This window comes from Mycobacterium sp. IS-1590, from assembly GCF_001500025.1.
Taxonomy (GTDB): Bacteria; Actinomycetota; Actinomycetes; order Mycobacteriales; family Mycobacteriaceae; genus Mycobacterium.
Genome location: NZ_LQIW01000002.1, coordinates 126,295 through 143,963 on the forward strand (window position 1 = coordinate 126,295; position 17,669 = coordinate 143,963).

Annotated in this window: 16 protein-coding genes; 13 read left to right on the forward strand and 3 right to left on the reverse strand. The window is 67.5% G+C overall.

What is annotated here, in order from left to right:
- Positions 1-6 precede the first annotated feature (6 nt).
- The 12 genes from AU197_RS03355 to AU197_RS26570 all read left to right on the forward strand — a co-directional run bounded on the left by AU197_RS03355 (position 7) and on the right by AU197_RS26570 (position 14,024).
- Positions 7-1,647, forward strand: coding sequence for a virulence factor Mce family protein (locus AU197_RS03355; RefSeq protein WP_064401103.1), 1,641 nt, complete (start codon positions 7-9; stop codon positions 1,645-1,647).
- Positions 1,644-2,798, forward strand: coding sequence for a virulence factor Mce family protein (locus AU197_RS03360; RefSeq protein ID WP_064401104.1), 1,155 nt, complete (start codon positions 1,644-1,646; stop codon positions 2,796-2,798). The genes AU197_RS03355 and AU197_RS03360 overlap by 4 nt, the downstream gene beginning before the upstream one ends.
- Before the next feature lie 3 nt (positions 2,799-2,801).
- A complete protein-coding gene (locus tag AU197_RS03365) occupies positions 2,802-4,367 on the forward strand; it encodes an MCE family protein (protein WP_064401105.1) in 1,566 nt (521 codons plus the stop codon).
- A gap of 127 nt (positions 4,368-4,494) precedes the next feature.
- Positions 4,495-6,060, forward strand: coding sequence for an MCE family protein (locus tag AU197_RS03370; protein WP_064401106.1), 1,566 nt, complete (start codon positions 4,495-4,497; stop codon positions 6,058-6,060).
- Positions 6,030-6,671 carry an Rv1363c family protein gene (locus AU197_RS03375; RefSeq protein ID WP_064401107.1) on the forward strand — a complete coding sequence of 214 codons (642 nt, stop codon included), beginning with the start codon at positions 6,030-6,032 and terminating at the stop codon, positions 6,669-6,671. Before AU197_RS03370 ends, AU197_RS03375 begins: the two co-directional genes overlap by 31 nt.
- Positions 6,668-7,642, forward strand: a complete 975-nt coding sequence (locus AU197_RS03380) for an RDD family protein (RefSeq protein WP_064401108.1) — start codon at positions 6,668-6,670, stop codon at positions 7,640-7,642. Before AU197_RS03375 ends, AU197_RS03380 begins: the two co-directional genes overlap by 4 nt.
- Positions 7,639-8,190 (forward strand): Rv1363c family protein, encoded by a 552-nt coding sequence (locus AU197_RS03385; protein WP_064401188.1) that lies wholly within the window; start codon positions 7,639-7,641, stop codon positions 8,188-8,190. Before AU197_RS03380 ends, AU197_RS03385 begins: the two co-directional genes overlap by 4 nt.
- A complete protein-coding gene (locus AU197_RS26195) occupies positions 8,157-9,074 on the forward strand; it encodes a hypothetical protein (RefSeq protein WP_064401109.1) in 918 nt (305 codons plus the stop codon). Before AU197_RS03385 ends, AU197_RS26195 begins: the two co-directional genes overlap by 34 nt.
- A 14-nt stretch (positions 9,075-9,088) precedes the next feature.
- On the forward strand, positions 9,089-9,772 hold the full coding sequence (locus tag AU197_RS03395; RefSeq protein WP_064401110.1) for a YoaK family protein: 684 nt from the start codon (positions 9,089-9,091) through the stop codon (positions 9,770-9,772).
- 9 nt (positions 9,773-9,781) lie between these two features.
- A complete protein-coding gene (locus AU197_RS03400; protein WP_064401111.1) occupies positions 9,782-10,612 on the forward strand; it encodes an SDR family NAD(P)-dependent oxidoreductase in 831 nt (276 codons plus the stop codon).
- Between the two features lie 3 nt (positions 10,613-10,615).
- Complete coding sequence (locus AU197_RS03405; protein ID WP_064401112.1) at positions 10,616-11,383, forward strand: fructosamine kinase family protein; 768 nt, start codon at positions 10,616-10,618, stop codon at positions 11,381-11,383.
- Between the two features lie 142 nt (positions 11,384-11,525).
- On the forward strand, positions 11,526-14,024 hold the full coding sequence (locus AU197_RS26570) for an alpha/beta hydrolase family protein (RefSeq protein WP_064401113.1): 2,499 nt from the start codon (positions 11,526-11,528) through the stop codon (positions 14,022-14,024).
- Here AU197_RS26570 and AU197_RS03415 read toward each other — a convergent pair.
- Complete coding sequence (locus AU197_RS03415) at positions 14,021-15,046, reverse strand: phosphodiester glycosidase family protein (RefSeq protein ID WP_082696487.1); 1,026 nt, start codon at positions 15,044-15,046, stop codon at positions 14,021-14,023. The two genes, AU197_RS26570 and AU197_RS03415, sit on opposite strands and share 4 nt — an antisense overlap.
- 220 nt (positions 15,047-15,266) lie before the next feature.
- On the opposite strand from AU197_RS03415, the gene AU197_RS03420 reads away from it, so the two are divergent.
- Positions 15,267-15,560, forward strand: a complete 294-nt coding sequence (locus tag AU197_RS03420; protein WP_064401115.1) for a GlsB/YeaQ/YmgE family stress response membrane protein — start codon at positions 15,267-15,269, stop codon at positions 15,558-15,560.
- Positions 15,561-15,568: 8 nt separating this feature from the next.
- Here AU197_RS03420 and AU197_RS03425 read toward each other — a convergent pair whose 3' ends face one another.
- Positions 15,569-16,873 (reverse strand): PQQ-dependent sugar dehydrogenase, encoded by a 1,305-nt coding sequence (locus AU197_RS03425; protein WP_064401116.1) that lies wholly within the window; start codon positions 16,871-16,873, stop codon positions 15,569-15,571.
- The gene (locus AU197_RS03430) at positions 16,851-17,612 is read right to left on the reverse strand and encodes a pirin family protein (protein WP_064401117.1); all 762 of its coding nucleotides are present in this window, start codon (positions 17,610-17,612) and stop codon (positions 16,851-16,853) included. The genes AU197_RS03425 and AU197_RS03430 overlap by 23 nt, the downstream gene beginning before the upstream one ends.
- Positions 17,613-17,669 lie beyond the last annotated feature (57 nt).

Consider the following 17,669-nt stretch of genomic DNA (forward strand, 5'->3'; position numbering starts at 1 on the left):
TAGCAGATGTCGACGATCTTCAACGTCCGAAACCTGAAGCTGCCCGCGGTTTCCCGCGCGACGGTCATCATCGGCGCGCTGATCGTGGTGCTGGCCCTGGTGGCCGCCTTCGTCGGGTACAACCTGTACAAGAAGTTGACGCACAACACCGTCGTCGCGTACTTCAGCGACACCCTTGCGCTCTATCCCGGCGACAAGGTGCAGATCATGGGTGTGCAGGTGGGGCAGATCGAGTCGATCCAGCCCGCGGGTGACCGGATGAAGGTCACCTTCAACTACGAGAACAAGTTCAAGGTGCCCGCGAACGCGACCGCATCGATCCTGAACCCCAGCCTGGTGGCGTCGCGCAACATCCAGCTGTCCCCGCCCTACACCGGAGGACCGGTGATGGAGGACGGCGCGACCATCCCGATCGAGCGCACCCAGGTGCCGGTCGAGTACGACGAACTGCGTGACTCGATCAACCGCATCCTGACCGATCTGGGGCCGACGCCGGATCAACCGAAGGGACCGTTCGGCGACATCATCGAGTCGGCCGCCGACGGTTTCGCCGGGAAGGGCAAGCAACTCAACGCGACGCTGAACAATCTCTCGGAGGCGCTGTTCGCGCTGAACGAGGGCCGCGACGACTTCTTCGGTGTCGTCAAGAGCCTGGCGCTGTTCGTCAACGCGCTGCACCAGAGCGATCAGCAGTTCGTCGCGCTGAACAACGACCTCGCCGAGTTCACCAACGCGTTCACCAACACCGACCGCGAGGTCGCGAACGCGCTGGCCGACCTCAACCAGCTGTTGACCACCACGCGGTCGTTCCTCGACGAGAACGCCGAGGTGCTGACCCACGACGTAAACAATCTGGCCGACGTGACGAACGCGATCCTGCAGCCCGAGCCGCGCAACGGCTTGGAGACCGCCCTGCACGTGTTCCCCAACCTCGGGGCGAACCTGATGAACATCGTCTCCCCGACCACCGGTGGCGTCATGGGCATCCCCGTCATCAACAACTTCGCCAACCCGCTGCAGTTCATCTGCAGTTCGATCCAGGCGGGCAGCCGCCTGGGCTACCAGGAGTCGGCGGAGATGTGCGCGCAGTACCTGGCGCCGATCCTCGACGCGATCAAGTTCAACTTCCCGCCGTTCGGGGTGAACCAGTTCGCCTCCGCGCTCACGCTGCCCAAGCACATCGCGTATTCGGAGCCGCGGCTGCAGCCGCAGCCGGGATACAAGGACACCACCGTCCCGGGCATCTGGTCGCGCGACACCTTGTTCTCGCACGGCAACCACGAACCGGGTTGGGTGGCCGCTCCGGGCATGCAGGGCGTCGACGTGCAGCCCTTCACGACCAACATGATGACCCCGGAATGCCTCGCCGAGCTGCTGGGCGGGCCCGACTGCGCCGTCCCGGCCGCTCCGCCGGCATTCGGCACCACCCGCGACGGCAACCTGCCCGGCCCGCCGAACGCCTTCGACCAGAACAACCCGCTGCCCCCGCCGTGGTACCCGCAGCCGGGTCCGCCGCCACCGCCGGCGCCGGGCGTGATTCCGGGCGATCCGGGTGGTTCGCCATTGGCGGGCCCCGCGTCTGCACCGGCCGCCCCCGCCGCCCCGGCACCCGCGGGACCACCGCTACCAGCAGAGGCAGGTAGATGATGATCGCGCACAAGTGGAGCAGGTTCGCCCGTCGTGCCGTCGCGCTGAGCGCGATCGCGCTGCTGCTCAGTTCGTGTGGTTCCTGGAAGGGCATCGCCAACGTGCCGCTGCCGGGCGGCCCGGGCACCGGCTCGGACAGCACGACCATCTATGTGCAGATGCCGGATACGTTGGCGCTCAACGTCAACAGTCGCGTGCGCGTGGCCGACGTCTATGTCGGCCGCGTCCGCGCCATCGAACTGAAGAACTGGGTCGCGACGCTGACCCTGGATCTGCAGTCCGACGTCCGGCTGCCCAAGAACGCACTGGCCCGCATCGGCCAGACCAGCCTTTTGGGTTCGCAACACGTTGAGTTGGAACCGCCGCCGAACCCGTCACCGGAGCCGCTGCGCAGCGGTGACACCATCCCGCTCGCGAACGCGTCGGCCTACCCCTCCACCGAACGCGTGCTCGCCAGCATCGCCTCCATCCTGCAGGGCGGCGGCGTGCAGAACCTCGAGGTCATCCAGACCGAGATCTTCAACGTGCTCAACGGCCGGGCCGACCAGATCCGCGAATTCCTCAACAAGCTGGACACGTTCACCGACGAACTGAACCAGCAGCGCCAGGACATCACGCGCGCCATCGATTCCACCGATCGGCTGCTGTCGATCGTCGCGCAGCGCAACGACACCCTCGATCGGGTGCTGACCGAATTCCCGCCGCTGATCAAGCATTTCGCGGACACCCGCGATCTGTTCGCCGACGCCGTCGAGGCGCTCGGGCGCATCAGCCGGGCGACCAACGACTACCTGGGACCGGCCAGCGACGACCTGAACAGGAACCTGGCCGCGCTGCAGCGACCGCTCAAACAGCTGGGCCGGGCTTCGCCATACCTGATCGGAGCGCTCAAGTTGATGCTCACCGCGCCGTTCTCGATCGAGAACGTGCCGAAGGTCGTGCGTGGCGACTACCTCAACGTGTCGCTGATGGTGGACCTGACGCTGTCCGCGCTCGACAACGGCATCCTGTCCGGTACCGGCGTCTCGGGCATGCTGCGCGCACTCGAGCAGGCCTGGGGACGCGATCCGGCGACGATGATCCCGGACGTGAGGTTCACGCCGAACCCGCACAACGCTCCGAATGGTCCGTTGGTGGAACGTGGTGAATGACCTGTGCTGACCAGATTCGTCAAGATTCAGTTGGTGCTGTTCACAATCCTGACCGTGATCGCGTTGGTGGTGCTGGGTTGGTACTACCTGCGCATCCCGTCGCTGATGGGGATCGGTCAGTACGAACTGCGCGCTGAGCTACCGCGTTCGGGTGGCCTGTACGCGACGGCCAACGTCACGTACCGGGGCACCCAGATCGGCAAGGTCACCTCGGTGGAGCCGACCGAGCGCGGTGCGGTGGCCGTCATGAGGATCGAGGATCGCTACAAGATCCCTGCCGATGCGACGGCCAACGTGCACTCGGTGTCGGCGATCGGCGAGCAGTACCTGGATCTGGTCTCCACCGGTAATCCCGGTCAGACACTCGAACCGGGTTCGACGATCACCGAGAGCACGGTGCCCAGTGAGGTGGGGCCTGCCCTGGACGCGGCGAACCGGGGACTGGCGGTGTTGCCGAAGGAGAAAATCGACAAGCTGCTGACCGAAACCTCGGAGGCGGTGGGCGGTCTGGGCCCGGCGCTGCAGCGCCTGGTCGATTCGACGACGAATATCGCGCAGGGCTTCCAGGAGAACCTGCCGCAGGTCAACGACATCATCGAGAACGCGGCGCCGATCCTGGACAGCCAGGTGCAGTCCGGCGACAACATCGAGCAGTGGTCGCGCAACCTCAATGTGATCGCCGCGCAGGCCGCCGAGCAGGACCCGGCGTTGCGCAGTGGCCTGCAGCAGGCGGCGCCGACGCTGGATCAGGTCAACGCGGTGTTCAGCGGGGTCCGTGAATCGCTTCCGCAGACGCTGGCCAACCTCACGGTCGTCATCGACATGCTCAAGCGCTACAACAAGGGTGTCGAGCAGGTCCTGGTCGTGTGGCCCCAGGGCGCGGCGATGAATCAGGCCGGCACGTTGTTCGAAGATCTCGGGCAGCTGCCGCTGGCGTTGTCGATCAACCAGCCGCCGCCGTGTCTGACCGGCTTCCTGCCCGCCTCCGAATGGCGTTCACCGGCCGACACGAGCCCCGCGCCGCTGCCCAAGGGCACGTACTGCAAGATCCCGAAGGACTACCAGGCCAACGTCGTTCGCGGCGCGCGCAACTATCCGTGCGTCGACGTACCGGGTAAGCGCGCGGCCACACCGACGGAATGCCGAAGCCCCGAGCCCTACGTGCCGCTGGGCACCAACCCGTGGTACGGCGACCCCAACCAGGTTCTGTCGTGCCCGGCCGCGGGGGCTCGTTGCGACCAGGGGGTGAACCCGGGACGCGGGGTGATCCAGGCCCCCTCGGTCAACAGTGGCACCAACCCGGCACCGGCGAGCGACCTGCCGCCGCCGGTCTCCTCGGCGCCGGTGAGTGATCCGCTCACTCCGCCGGGGCAGGGCAGCGTGACCTGCAGTGGGCAGCAGCCCAACCCGTGCATCTACACCCCGGCACCGGGGCCGCCCGGTTCCTCAGCGGTCTACAGTCCGACCAGCGGTCAAGTCGTCGGCCCGGATGGCGTGAAGTACAACGTCAACAACACGGGCACGCCCGGGGATGACGGGTGGAAGGAGATGCTGGCCCCCGCCAGCTGACGATGGCGAGTCGTCCGAGCGCCAACACTGGTCGGCGTGACCGGGCGAGGACCGATGTCTTGGGGACGGTGCGCGCATCCGGCGTTCACCGCTGCGATGGTTCGAGGGTGGGACGCGGTGATGAGTCATGCTGACCCGGTTCATCAAAATTCAGTTGGTGTTGTTCGTCATCCTGACGGTGATCGCGTTGGTGGTGCTGGGGTGGTACTACCTGCGTATCCCGTCGCTGATGGGGCTCGGCCAATACGAACTGCGCGCTGAGCTACCGCGTTCGGGTGGCCTGTACGCGACGGCCAACGTGACCTATCGAGGGACGCAGATCGGCAAGGTCACCTCGGTGGAGCCGACCGAGCGCGGTGCGGTGGCCGTCATGAGGATCGAGGACCGCTACAAGATCCCCGCCGATGCGACCGCCAATGTGCATTCGGTGTCGGCGATCGGCGAGCAGTATCTGGATCTGGTCTCCACGGGCAGCCCGGGTCAGTACCTGGCGCCGGGTTCGACGATCACCGAGAGCACGGTGCCCTCCGAGGTGGGTCCGGCGTTGGATGCGGCGAACCGGGGACTGGCGGTGTTGCCGAAGGAGAAGATCGACAGGCTGCTGACCGAGACCTCGGAGGCGGTGGGTGGTCTGGGTCCGGCGCTGCAGCGCCTGGTCGATTCGACGACGCAGGTCGCGCAGGGTTTCCAGGAGAATCTGCCGCAGGTCAACGACATCATCGAGAACGCGGGGCCGATCCTGGACAGCCAGGTGCAGTCCGGCGACAACATCGAGCGGTGGTCGCGCAACCTGAATGTGATCGCCGCGCAGGCCGCTGAGCAGGATCCGGCGCTGCGTAGTGGCCTGCAGCAGGCGGCGCCGACGCTGGATCAGGTCAACGCGGTGTTCAGCGGGGTGCGGGAGTCGCTTCCGCAGACGCTCGCGAACCTGACGATCGTCATCGACATGCTCAAGCGCTATCACAAGGGGCTCGAACAGGTCCTGGTGATGTTGCCGCAGGGTTCATCGGTCGCCCAGGCGGGCCTGCTCTTCGAAGACGTCGGCCAGTTGCCGCTGGCGTTGTCGATCAACCAGCCACCGCCGTGTCTGACCGGCTTCCTGCCCGCCTCCGAATGGCGCGCGCCGGCCGACGTGTCGATGGCCCCGCTGCCCAAGGGCACGTACTGCAAGATCCCGAAGGACTACCAGGCCAACGTCGTTCGCGGCGCGCGCAACTATCCGTGCGTCGACGTGCCCGGTAAGCGTGCGGCCACACCGACGGAATGCCGAAGCCCCGAACCGTACGTGCCGCTGGGTACCAATCCGTGGTACGGCGATCCCAACCAGGTCCTGTCGTGCCCGGCACCGGGCGCGCGTTGCGACCAGGGGGTGAACCCCGGCCGCGGGGTGATCCAGGCCCCCTCGGTCAACAACGGCATGAACCCGGCACCGGCGAGCGACCTGCCGCCTCCCCGGGTCACGGCCCCGATCAGCGACCCGTTGAGCCCGCCGGGACAGGGCACCGTGACCTGCAGTGGACAGCAACCCAACCCGTGCATCTACACTCCGGCACCAGGGCCACCCGGTTCCTCAGCGGTCTACAGCCCGGCCAGCGGGCAGGTGGTCGGACCCGACGGCGTGCGATACAACGTCAGCAACTCGAGCAACCCAGGAGATGACGGATGGAAGGAGATGCTGGCACCCGCCGGCTGAACCCCACCGACGCTGATGAGACGTCAGACGAGCCGTTAGCAGAATCTGCAGAGAGCGCACCCGCGCAGGACCCGAACGCCGTAGATCGTGACGATGCGCGCCGCCGGCCGTCCCGGATCGGGCGCGGTATGGCCGGCGGGATCTGCGCGGCGCTGCTGCTGTTGGCCGCCGCGGGCGGTGTCGCGGGCTACCTGTTGTTCCGCAACGACCAGAAGGTCGCGGCCGCCGATCGCGCCGAGGCCGCCGCTCTGCAGGCGGCCAAGGACTGTGTGTCCGCGACGCATGCTCCCGACACCGCGGCCATGACGGCCGCCCAGTCCCGGATCATCGAATGCTCGACGGGTGATTTCGCCGTGCAGTCATCGCTGTATGCCGGTGTGCTGGCCGAGGCCTACCAGGCGGCGCAGGTCCAGGTGCAGGTGTCGGACATGCGGGCAGCGGTGGAAAAGCACAACGACGACGGAACGTTCGACGTCCTCGTCGCGGTGCGGGTGAAGGTGACCAATTCCGACGTCGCCGATCAGGAGCAGGGTTACCGGCTCCGCGTGAAGATGGCGCCCGACGACGAAGGCTCCTACAAGATCGCCAAACTCGACCAGGTCACCTCGTGACGTCCCTGATCGAAGCGCCGCCGGACCCGACCGACGCCGACCTGGCCGTCGACGAACCGGTCGCGTCCTGGTCGGCCCGGGCAGGCGCATTCGCCGTCGACGTCCTGATCGGGCTCGCGGTGGTCACGACGCTGGCGCTGGTGTCGCTGACCGCACCGCAGCGCAGCCCGCTGTGGTGGGGATATCTGGTGGCGATGGGGGCGGTCGTGCTGGCGATGGCGGTCAATCGCCTCGTGCTGCCGACGGTCCTGGGTTTCTCGCTCGGGCGGGCCCTACTCGGTATCGCGGTCCGCAGACGCGACGGCTCTCCCCCGGGAGTGTGGCGCCTACTCCTGCGCGAGGTCGCGCACGTGCTCGACACCGCGGCCCTGTTCGTCGGGTGGCTGTGGCCGCTGTGGGACCGACGCCGACGCACCTTCGCCGACCTGCTGTTGCGCACCGAGGTTCGTCCGGTGTCGCCGCCGGAGCGCAACGTCCGCAAGCTGACCGCCGCTGTGGCGGTCGTTGCGGCGCTGGCCTGCGCGACGGCTGTGGCGGTGAACTACTGGGTGGTGTATCGCCACGAGCGCGCGGTGGAGCAGACCAGGAACCACATCGCCGAACAGGGCCCGCGCATCGTCGAGCAGATGCTGAGCTTCAAGAGCGACACCATGGCGCAGGACTTCGAGCGGGCACAGTCGCTGACCACCGACGGCTACCGCGAGCAGTTGATCGAGCAGCAGAAGGCCGGGCAGAGCGCGGGTGTCACCTCCAACGAGTACTGGGCGGTCAGCAGCGCGGTACTGAAAGCGACGCCGGACACCGCGGAGATGCTGCTGGCTTTGCAAGGCCAGCGGGGCGATGACCCCAAGGAGCTGAAGTTCATCACCGCGACCGTGCAGGCCGAGTTCGCGAAATCCGGTGACGGCCAGTGGCGCGTCGCCGATCTCACGGTGCTGAAGCGGCCGCAGATGAATGCGCAGGGCCGATGAGCCCGCGGCGCAGAGTCGACGCCGACGAGCGGGACTTCTTCGAGGTGAAACCGAAGCCGCCGCGCCGTTGGGGGTTGCCGGTCATCGCTGCCGCGGCGGCACTTGTGATGGCCGCCGCGATCGCGGCGGGATCGCTGATGTTGGTCAGCCACGAGAACGATCGCCGGACGGTCGCCAACGACCAGGCCGCGTTGGTGTACGTCAGCGAATTCATGACCGACTACACGTCGCTGGACCCCTTCAACGCCAACGCCTACGTGGACCGGATCCTGGCGCAGGGGACGGGTGATTTCGCGAGGATGTTCAAGGAGAAGCAGAACGAGATCCTGATCCAGGTTGCGCAGGCGGAGCCGACCAGCGGCGCCGTACTGGCCGCGGGCGTGCAGCGGTGGAACGACAACGGCAGCGCCGACATCCTGGTCGCGACCAAGGTGTCCACCAAAGGTCCCGACGGCAAATCGACAGTCGAGAGCGGAAGTCGTTGGGTGGCAACGGCTATCAAGGAAGGACAGCAGTGGAAGATCAGCCAGCTGATCCAGGTGATCTGACCACCGGGCCCTCGGCGGAATTCACCGCGGCACCGCGCCGCCGGTGGTCCTTCCTTCGCCGTCGACAGAAAGAATCGGTCAACGCCGCTCCGGATTCGGCCGCGGCGGAGGCGCAGGCCGCAGCGGACACGCCCGCGCCTCGACCGGTCGGCAAGGCAAAACGTCGGGAGCGGACGCGCGTCGAGGAGGCCGACGACGACACCGTCGACCCCGACCCCACGGACGACGACGACACCGTCGACCCCGATCCCACGGACGACGACGACACCGCCGACACCGATCCCACGGACGACGACGACACCGTCGACCCCGATCCCACGGACGACGAGTCCGTCGTGCCACAGGAAGTGCGATTCGTCCCGCACCGGCCCGCAGGCAAGCGGCTCATCGCGGCGGTGGCGGCGGCCGCCGTGCTGTTCGTCGGTGCCGCCGCGTTCGCTGCGTCGAGCCTGCAGCCCTACCTGTCGGAGCGAGCCGAGATCGCCACCAAACTCGACGTGGCCCGGACCGCGGCCAGCGCGATCTCCACGCTGTGGACGTACACCCCGGACAACATGGAGACGTTGCCGGACCGGTCGGCGGCATTCCTCGGCGGCGACTTCGCCTATGAGTACCGCAAGTACATCGACGCGATCGTCGCGACGAACAAACAGGCGCAGGTCACCAATACCACGCAGGTGCTGGGCGCCGCGGTCGAGACCCTCGCCCCCGACGAGGCCACCGCGATCGTCTACACCAACTCGGTGGCGACCAGCCCGATGAGCAAGAACATCCCCTCGCTGCGCTACCTGTCCTACCGGTTGACGATGGAACGCCGCGACGCGAAGTGGCTGATCACGAACATGTCGACCATCACGTCGCTGGATCTGACACCGCAGTTGTAGTCGGGACCTGACGCGTGGCGGTCGAATCCCCTGTCTCGCAACGGTTGACGATCACCTGTCTTCTGTTGATGACGTTCGCGACCGGCCTGGTCGACGCGGTCAGCGTGCTGAAGCTCGGCCACGTGTTCGTGGCGAACATGACCGGAAACGTGATCTTCCTGGGCTTCTGGCTGGTGCCGCATTCCGGGGTGGACGTCACCGCCGCGCTGGTCGCGTTCGTCGGCTTCGTCGCGGGTGCGGTGGTCAGCGGCCGGTTCACCCGCCACCTCGGCGCCGATGTCCGGCGGTGGCTGGCGATCACCATGACGTTCGAGGTCGTGCTGCTCGCGGCGCTGTCGGTGCTCGCGGGGACCGGCGTGCTCGACTATCAGGACAACACGAAACTGCTCCTGATCGCCGGTCTCGCCGTGGCGTTCGGCGTCCAGAACTCCAGCGCCCAGCAGTTCGGTATCCAGGAGTTGTCGACCACGGTGTTGACGACGACCATCGTGCGGATCGGTTTCGACAGCCGGCTGGCCGGCGGCACCGGTGAACGGGAGAAGTTGCGCTACAGCGTGGTTCTGACGATGTGCGCCGGGGCGGTCGTGGGCGCGACGATGACCCGCTTCACCGTCGCGCCCATCATCGGGCTCGCCGCGGCGCTGGTGGCACTCAGTGGTGTCCTGTTCTGGATCGGAGAAAGGCGGACTCGGGGCTAGTCTTGCCGCATGCCTTCGGTATTCGTCACCGGCGCGTCACGGGGGATCGGCAGGGCGATCGCCGAGCACATGGCCGCGCGCGGATGGCAGGTGATCGCCGGTGTCCGCACGGACGCAGATGCCGAGGCGGTCACGGCGTCCGACGCGCAGCGGATATCGGCGGTGCTCCTCGACGTCACCGATGCCGGCCAGATCGCCGCGCTGGCCGACATCCTGCCTGCGCGACTGGATGCGGTGGTCAACAACGCCGGTGTGGTGGTCAGCGGGCCGATCGAGACGGTGACGCCCGACGAGTGGCGAAAGCAACTGGAGATCAACGTGATCGGCCAGCTCGCCGTCACGCGGGCGGTGCTGCCGCGGATGCGGGAGTCCCGTGGCCGGATCGTGTTCATCTCCAGTGTCAACGGCCGACTCTCGATGCCGTTGATCGGAGCGTATGCCGCGAGCAAGTTCGCGCTCGAGGCAGCGGCCGACGCACTGCGGATGGAGCTGCGGCCCTGGCGCATACCGGTTGTCGTGATCGAGCCGGCCCAGACCGACACCGACATGTGGCGCACCGCCGACAGCATGGTCGCCGAGGCCGAGGCGGCGCTGTCCCCCGAGCACCGCGCCCTGTACGCCAGACACATCGCGGGTATGAAGAAGATGGTGCCGGTTTCGCAACGGATTGCCGTCCCGACCTCGAAGGTCTCCGGCGTGGTCGAGGAAGCGCTCACCGCGCGCCGACCACGACCGCGCTACGTGGTGGGGCTGGGACCCAAGCTGCAGGTCGCCGTGGTGACGAAGTTGCCGACCCGGGTGCGCGATGCCGTGCTGCGCAGGGTGTCCGGCCAACCCTGACCGATGGGGGAGTTCGTCAAGCGCAATGCTTCCGCGCCCGTCGGCTTCTTCGCATGTGAAGCAGCTGGGCTGCAATGGCTTTCGATGGCCCCCGGAGGGGTGCCGTGTGCGACGGTGCTCGGTTACGACGCCACCAGCCTCACCCTGGAACGGCTGCGGAGCGTCGCACCCGGCCGAGCCGCGGCGCGGGAGTTCGGCTGCCGGCTCGCGCACACCCACGACGCGGGAGCAGCGGCGTTCGGAGCCCCGCCCGACGGTTGGGAGGCTCCCGGCTTCTTCGGGCCGATGCACCAACCGCTGCCCATGTCGTTGCGGAGACACGAACGGTGGGGCACCTTTTACGCACGCGAGCGGCTGGCGCCGATGGCACGCACGGCGGCCGAGCGCCTCGACGCGGAATGCCGCGCGACCATCGAGACCGTGATGGACATGTGCGAACAAGGCGATTTCGACGACGACGACCCACCCGCCCGGCTGCACGGCGATCTGTGGAGCGGCAATGTGATGTGGACACCGCACGGCGCGGTGCTGATCGACCCCGCCGCGCACGGTGGTCACCGCGAGACCGATCTGGCGATGCTTGCGCTGTTCGGTTGCCCCCATTTCGACCAAGTGATCGAGGGCTACCAATCCGTGCGGTCGTTGCGGGCGGGGTGGCGCGGCCGGGTCGGACTGCATCAGCTCTATCCACTGCTGGCGCACGTCGTGCTCTTCGGTGGCGGTTATGCGCGGCAAACAGCCGTCGCGGCGCGCAGCGTCCTCACCCGGTGAACGCCGATTCCGCTGATTAGGCCGCGCCGGTTAATAAGTGTCCTTATTTACCAAGCAAAGGGATTTGCTCAAATCGTTCCAGCGTGAGAGCCTGCCTGTTACGGTCACGTAAATAGCTGTTTCGTTCGAAAGGACCGGATCAGTGGCTGGCAGACACGGCAAGCATCGCAGACGCAGCCGGAGCTCCAAGAAAATCACCGCGATAGGTGCCGCCACCGCGACGGCCACCGCGCTCACCATCGGTGCCGCACCCCTGCCCGATCCGGATGACGGCTCGAAGACGGTGGTGGATGCCGACGTCAGCCTGGCCGCGGCGGTGAATCAGTGGCCCGGGCCGGATGAGATCCCCGACCTCACGTTCGGCCTCGGCCCTGCGGTGTACGACCTCGGCCAGGTCGCCGCCGAGGTGCTGATCCGGCTGGTGGTCGAGAACTTCAACCTCGCCGTGCTCGCGCAGGCGGCCGGCGCCGACCCGGAAACGGTTCTGAACAATCTGCTCGGCGGGGTGCTGGGCCAGATCCCGCCGGGTTTGCTCGGAGACGTCATCGGCGCAATTCCGATTGATGTGCCCGGTGTTGTCGGCGCGCTCATCGACCCCCTTGGGATACTCACACCCGGCGTGGAGGCGCAGCTCAGCGAACTGCTGTCCGGTTCGCTGCCCGAGACGCTCGGCGGCTTGGCCGGTCTACTCGGCCTCGACCTCAGCGATCCGTTCAACCTGTCGAACCTGCCCGGACCGGTCAACGTGATCACCGCGGGTCCGGTCTTCACCATGCTCAAGCTGCTGGGAGTCGACCTCGGCTGGGTGCCGGGCCTGCCGAACGCCATCGCCGAAGAGGTCAACAACACCCCGTACCTGGATGCGGAAGTCAGGCTGGGCGATGTCCTCAACAAGTTGGACATCCTCGGTCCCGTGTTGGACCTGCTCGACCTCCCCATCCCCGATATCGATGTGGTCGAGGTCCGGGTGCCCGTCGTCCTGAGCATGGGGCTCGGCGCCTTCTCCGCCGGGGCGGCCTACGAGCGAATCGTCGCTGATCTGGTGAACCAACCGGGCGGGGAGAACGCCGACGAGCACCCGCTGCTGGGCAGCATCACGATTCTCCCGATGATCCTGCTGCGCAACCCCGGACGGGCCAACGGCGGAATGTTCGCCCGGTTCTATCCCCTCTTCGGCCTGGCGGGCATCAAGACGGTCACACCGGAGACCGAAGCTTCCTACAGTGGCGGCCTTCCGGTGCCCGGCACCGGACTTTCCGTCGGCGGCGCGAACCTGATCCCGATCAAGATCGACGCGACGGTGCAGTACGACCTGTTGAGCGATTTCGCGGCGTGGCCGAACCCGTTCTCGTTGGCCAACAACCTGTTTGCGGGGCTGCTCCCGACCTACATGCTTCGCGGCGTCACACTCGACCCCGAGCAGTTGGCGCAGCTCGACGACCTCGCAGACCGCATCGCAGGCGGCGATCCGCTCGCGGTCAACCTCTATCTCACGCTGCGCTCGGCGACCCTGCCGTTGCTCGAGCCGCTGTACCTGGCCGCGGACGTGCTCAACCTCGTCACGCTCGGAGCGATCGCGCGCTACAACCCGTTCAGCATGGTGGCCAACGCGCTGGCCCCGGCGTTGACCAGCTTGGTGAACCTCGGCTACACCGACGTCTACTACAACCCGCAGACGGGTGGGTACGAGCGCACCCTCACCGAGGCCGGCGACCCGACGGCGTTCATGTCGTTCCCGAGCGTCGACTGGGCCCAGGTGCCCGGTGTCATCTTCAACCAGTTGGTGCAGGGCATCTTCAAGGAGTTCTTCAGCGGCAACCCGACCATAGGCACGCCGAATGTCCTGACCAGCCTGCTCCGGTTCCTCACCGGCGGATCCCTGTGGGGCACAACGCCAACCAGCGTGCTGACCAACATCGTCGATGAGGCCGTGGAACAGGCCACCGAGGATGTCCTGGCGGACGCCACGCAGGAGGAAGACGAACTTCCCTCGCCGACGGACCTGCCCGATTCGGGCGCGCGGATGCTCACTCTTGTTACGGACGAGCAGGAGGACGAGCAGGAGCCCGCTGACGAGATCACCTCCGGCGTCGTCGCGGAAGTCGTCGCAGGCGAGCCCGCAGACGACATCGTCGAGGACGAATTGGCGAACCAAACCGTTGCTCAGACGCCTGTGGAGCAGACGGTCGTGACGGAAAAGACGACGGTCGAGGACGTGAAGGCCGACGTGGGTCACGCCCTCCAGAGCGAAACCCTGCCCGCCGACACCAAGCCCGCCGAGACCAAGCCGGCCGACACCAAGCCCGCCGAGACCAAGCCCGCCGACACGAAGACCGGTGACACGAAGACCGGCGAGACCAGGACCGGTACCGGCAAGGACGGTGAGACCGCCTCGTCGAAGACCGGTTTCAAGCCGGGTAACAAGTTCAGTCCGAACACGGACGCCAAGTCCGGACCGAAGCACGCCAAGCCGGACAACGGCGAGCCGGTCCGGGCGATACCGGGATCGTCACCGCGACATGCCAAGCCGGACAACGACTCCCCGGCCACCGGCACCGGCACCTCCGGCACCGGTACCACCGGCACCGGCGACGCGGGCAGCGGAACGTCCGGCGAAGGGTCCGCCAGCGCCGCGGCCTAGTTGAACGCGAGCCAGCTCGGCAGTCCGCGTTCGCGCGAATCGCACAGCACCTGCCGGGTGTCACACGATCCGCGGGGCACGCCCGCGCCGGTCCACATGCCGCCGGTGTCGCGACGCAGCACGATCGACGACGAACCGCCGCCGTCGAGCAGGATCGCGCTGTCACTGCCCAGTCCGCGAAACAGATCCTGGATCTGGTCGGGGGTGTAGCTCCCGCCCTGGAAGACGTACATCTCGTCTTTGTCCTTGGCGTAGGCGAGCGCGGTGCGCGCCGCGCTCGGCCCGCCGTCGTTGAGCTGACCCGTATCGCCCGGCGCGAGCAGGCCGATGCCTGCGACCGCGACGAAACGCACCCCCTCGTCCACCAGCCGCTGCACCACCGGTGAAGCCGCGTCGTAATCGTCGGGGCCGGAAGGCGGTACGACGTAGGGTGCGCCGCCCACCGGAAGAATCATGGTGGACAACGCTTTCCAATGCTCGTTACCGCCGGACAACCCCTGCTTACCGGCATAGGCGACGGTGCCGGTCACCGCCACGTTCGCCCTACCCTGGCCGCGGGTGTTGTCGACGTAGGCGCCCAGCGGTGAACTGCATCCGGTGGACTTCCACGAACCGCCTCGTTGACCGCGCACGTCGAAGAAGTTGGCGTTGATCGCGATTGTCGGCTGTCCGAGCGCCTGCCAGGCCTGCAGCGGAGTGAAGATCTCCGACGCCTGCAGCAGTCCCTCTCCGGTGCGGGCGCGCGGATCGCGTTCGCAACGCGCTTGGTAACCCCGGTGCGAGTCGACCAGCAGACGGGGCGCAAGGCGGGTGGACGCCGCCTTGATGATCATCAGACGCCCGCCGCTGGTGGTCTCGTACCAGCCGCCGCCCGCGTTGAGCATCGGGGCGGGATGGCCGCCGCCGAAGTTATAGACCAGATAGGACCCGCGGGTGGCGGCGATGGCGTTGGCGAGCATTTCGCGCGCGCCGGCCGCGTTGGCGGCGGGCGCACCTCCGGCCGTCGACAACACCGCACACATCAGCAGCGCCGCGGCTGATGCCGCGAAACGCTGGATGTTTGCTGATCGTGCCGACACGTGAGGCCCCCAAGTACGACAATGAAACGGTGACACTCTCAATCTCACCTTGAACACCGTCAACTTGCGTCACAGCAGCATCACGATCCGGTCTCATCGCTCCGGCGCGTGAAACCGGGGTTAACGGGTAACCGGCCAGCGACAGACAACAAAGGGAGCAGAAATGATCGGAACCATCCTGAGCGCGCTCGTCGTCGGTCTGATCGTCGGCGCGCTGGCGCGGCTCATCATGCCGGGTAAGCAGAACATCGGTCTGATCATGACGATCGTTCTGGGCGCCCTCGGCTCGTTCCTCGGGTCCTGGCTGACCTATCAGCTCGGCTACTCGAACTCGAATGGCGGCTGGGAGGTCATCCCGTTCCTCGTGGGCATCATCGTCGCGATCGTGCTGATCGCCATCTACCTGGGCATCACCGGCCGGCGTTCGGGGACGACCCGCGGCACCGCCGTCCGCTAAGCCGTCCGCTAACGCCCCGGCGGGGCCAACCGGTACACCGCGTCGGCGTAGTCGTCGGTGATGTAGACGGCGCCGTCGGGTCCGACCACCGCGCCCACCGGGCGGCCCCAACGCGAACCGTCGTCGGACTGGAACCCGCCGACCAGCGTCTGCTTGTCGGCGAGTTCGCCGCTGCGCCAGCCGAAGAACGCCACCTCGGGGGCATACGGCGGCTCCCGGTTCCACGACCCGTGCACCCCGACGAGGGCGCCGCTGGAGTACGGCGGCGGTAACACGCCGTCGGTGAAACTCATCCCCAGCGGGGCGGCGTGCGCGCCGAGGCTCTGTTCGATGGGCGACAGGGCCGCGCAGTCGAGGCGGCTGCCGTCGGCGTTGGTCTGCACGTCGCGGATCAACGGTAGGCGCGCCGGCCCGCCGTCGGGATTGCAGAAGGGCCAGCCAAGCTCGCGGCCGGGCGTCAACCGCGCCACCGACTCGGGCGGATGCAGGCTGACGTAGTCCTGGCGGACCTCGCCGGTCTGCGGGTCTGCCACGTTGTCGCGGTTGTTGACGGCGGTCCACACCGCTCCGTCCGGCGCGACCGCCAGGCCGGTCCCGTTGCGCACGCCGGTCGCGAACGGCTCGGCGGGGCCGCCTCCGGGCGGGATCCGCATGATCGAGGCGCGCGGCGGATCGGCGTCCCGATCGGCGGCCGTGATGTTGCCGGTCGAGCCGATCGAGAAGTAGACGCTGCCGTCGGGGCCGATCGCGACGGACTTGAGCGCGTGGGCATACGCGCCCTGCAGGTCTGGGCTCTTCGCGTCGGGGAGGTTCGGAGCGATCGTGCGTGGATCGGTCGCCGCGCCCTCGGCGTAGGTGTACGCGTCGACCTGGTCGCTTTCGGCGACGTAGAGCGTGTCCCCCGCGAACGCCAGCCCGTGCGGCTGGTCGAGTCCCGCGAGCAGCGTCGACTGGCGCGGTTGCGCATCGGTGGGTGCCAGCCGCAGCACCTCACCCGTGCTCGGTTGCGACACCAGGAGCGCACCGTCGGGTGCCCACGCGGGCAGCCTCGCCTTCGGGACACGCGCCCACACCGACATGGACCATCCGGCGGGAACGAGCGCCTGGCGCGGCTCGTCGAACGGCGCCTGCGCCAGGTCCGGGTCGACGGTGACGGTCACCGCGGCCAGGTCGCCGGACGTTTCCGCGGTGACCCGGGGCTCACTCGGGGCAGGGTTCGGCGCCGGCGCGCTCTGGGGATCCGACGAGCAGCCCGTCGCCAGCATCAAGACGGCGATGCCGGCAATCGCGTTACGCCGCGGCCAAACTCGCATGCATCTCCCAGACGAGGATCTCGGCGGATGTGGTGGCGGTGACACGCTGGCCCCCCGTACCCGTGAAACGAACGGCGTCGCCCTCGTACAGGGCGCCCGCGCCTTCGAGCGCGACCTCGCCGCGAGGCACGAACAGGTGCAGATACGGGGCATCGGGCAGGTCGACGCTGTCGCCGGCCTGCATGCGTGCACCGTGCAGGGCGGCGTAGGAGTTGCGAATGGCGATCGCGGTCCGGTCGCGGTGGTCAGGCATCCCGCTGGCGATCGTCACCAGACCGCCGCGCAGCAGCTCGTCGTCGATCTCGAGTTGCTGGTAGCCGGGGTCGATCCCCGATTCGTCGGGGACCACCCACATCTGGACGAAATGCACCGGCTCTGTGTGGGTTTCGGCGCCCGTCAGCGTCCACGAGTCGTTCTTCTCCGAGTGCAGGATGCCGCGGCCGGCCGACATCCGTTGCGCCAGGCCAGGATAGATCACACCGGAGTGCCCGGTGGAGTCCTGGTGCACCAGCGATCCACGCAACACCCAGGTGACGATCTCCATGTCCCGGTGCGGATGGGTGTCAAAGCCGGTACCCGGTTTCACGATGTCGTCGTTGTTGACGAGCAGCAGGCCGTGATGGGTGTTCTCCGGCTCGTAGTGGCTGCCGAAGGAGAACGAGTGCTTGGAGTCCAGCCAGGAGATCGTGGTCTTCGCGCGGTCGTCAGCCCGGCGGATGTCGACGGTGGGGGCGTTCATGGCATACCTCTCGCTCGGCGCCCAGCCTAGGTGGGGGCTACTGGACGCGACAACATA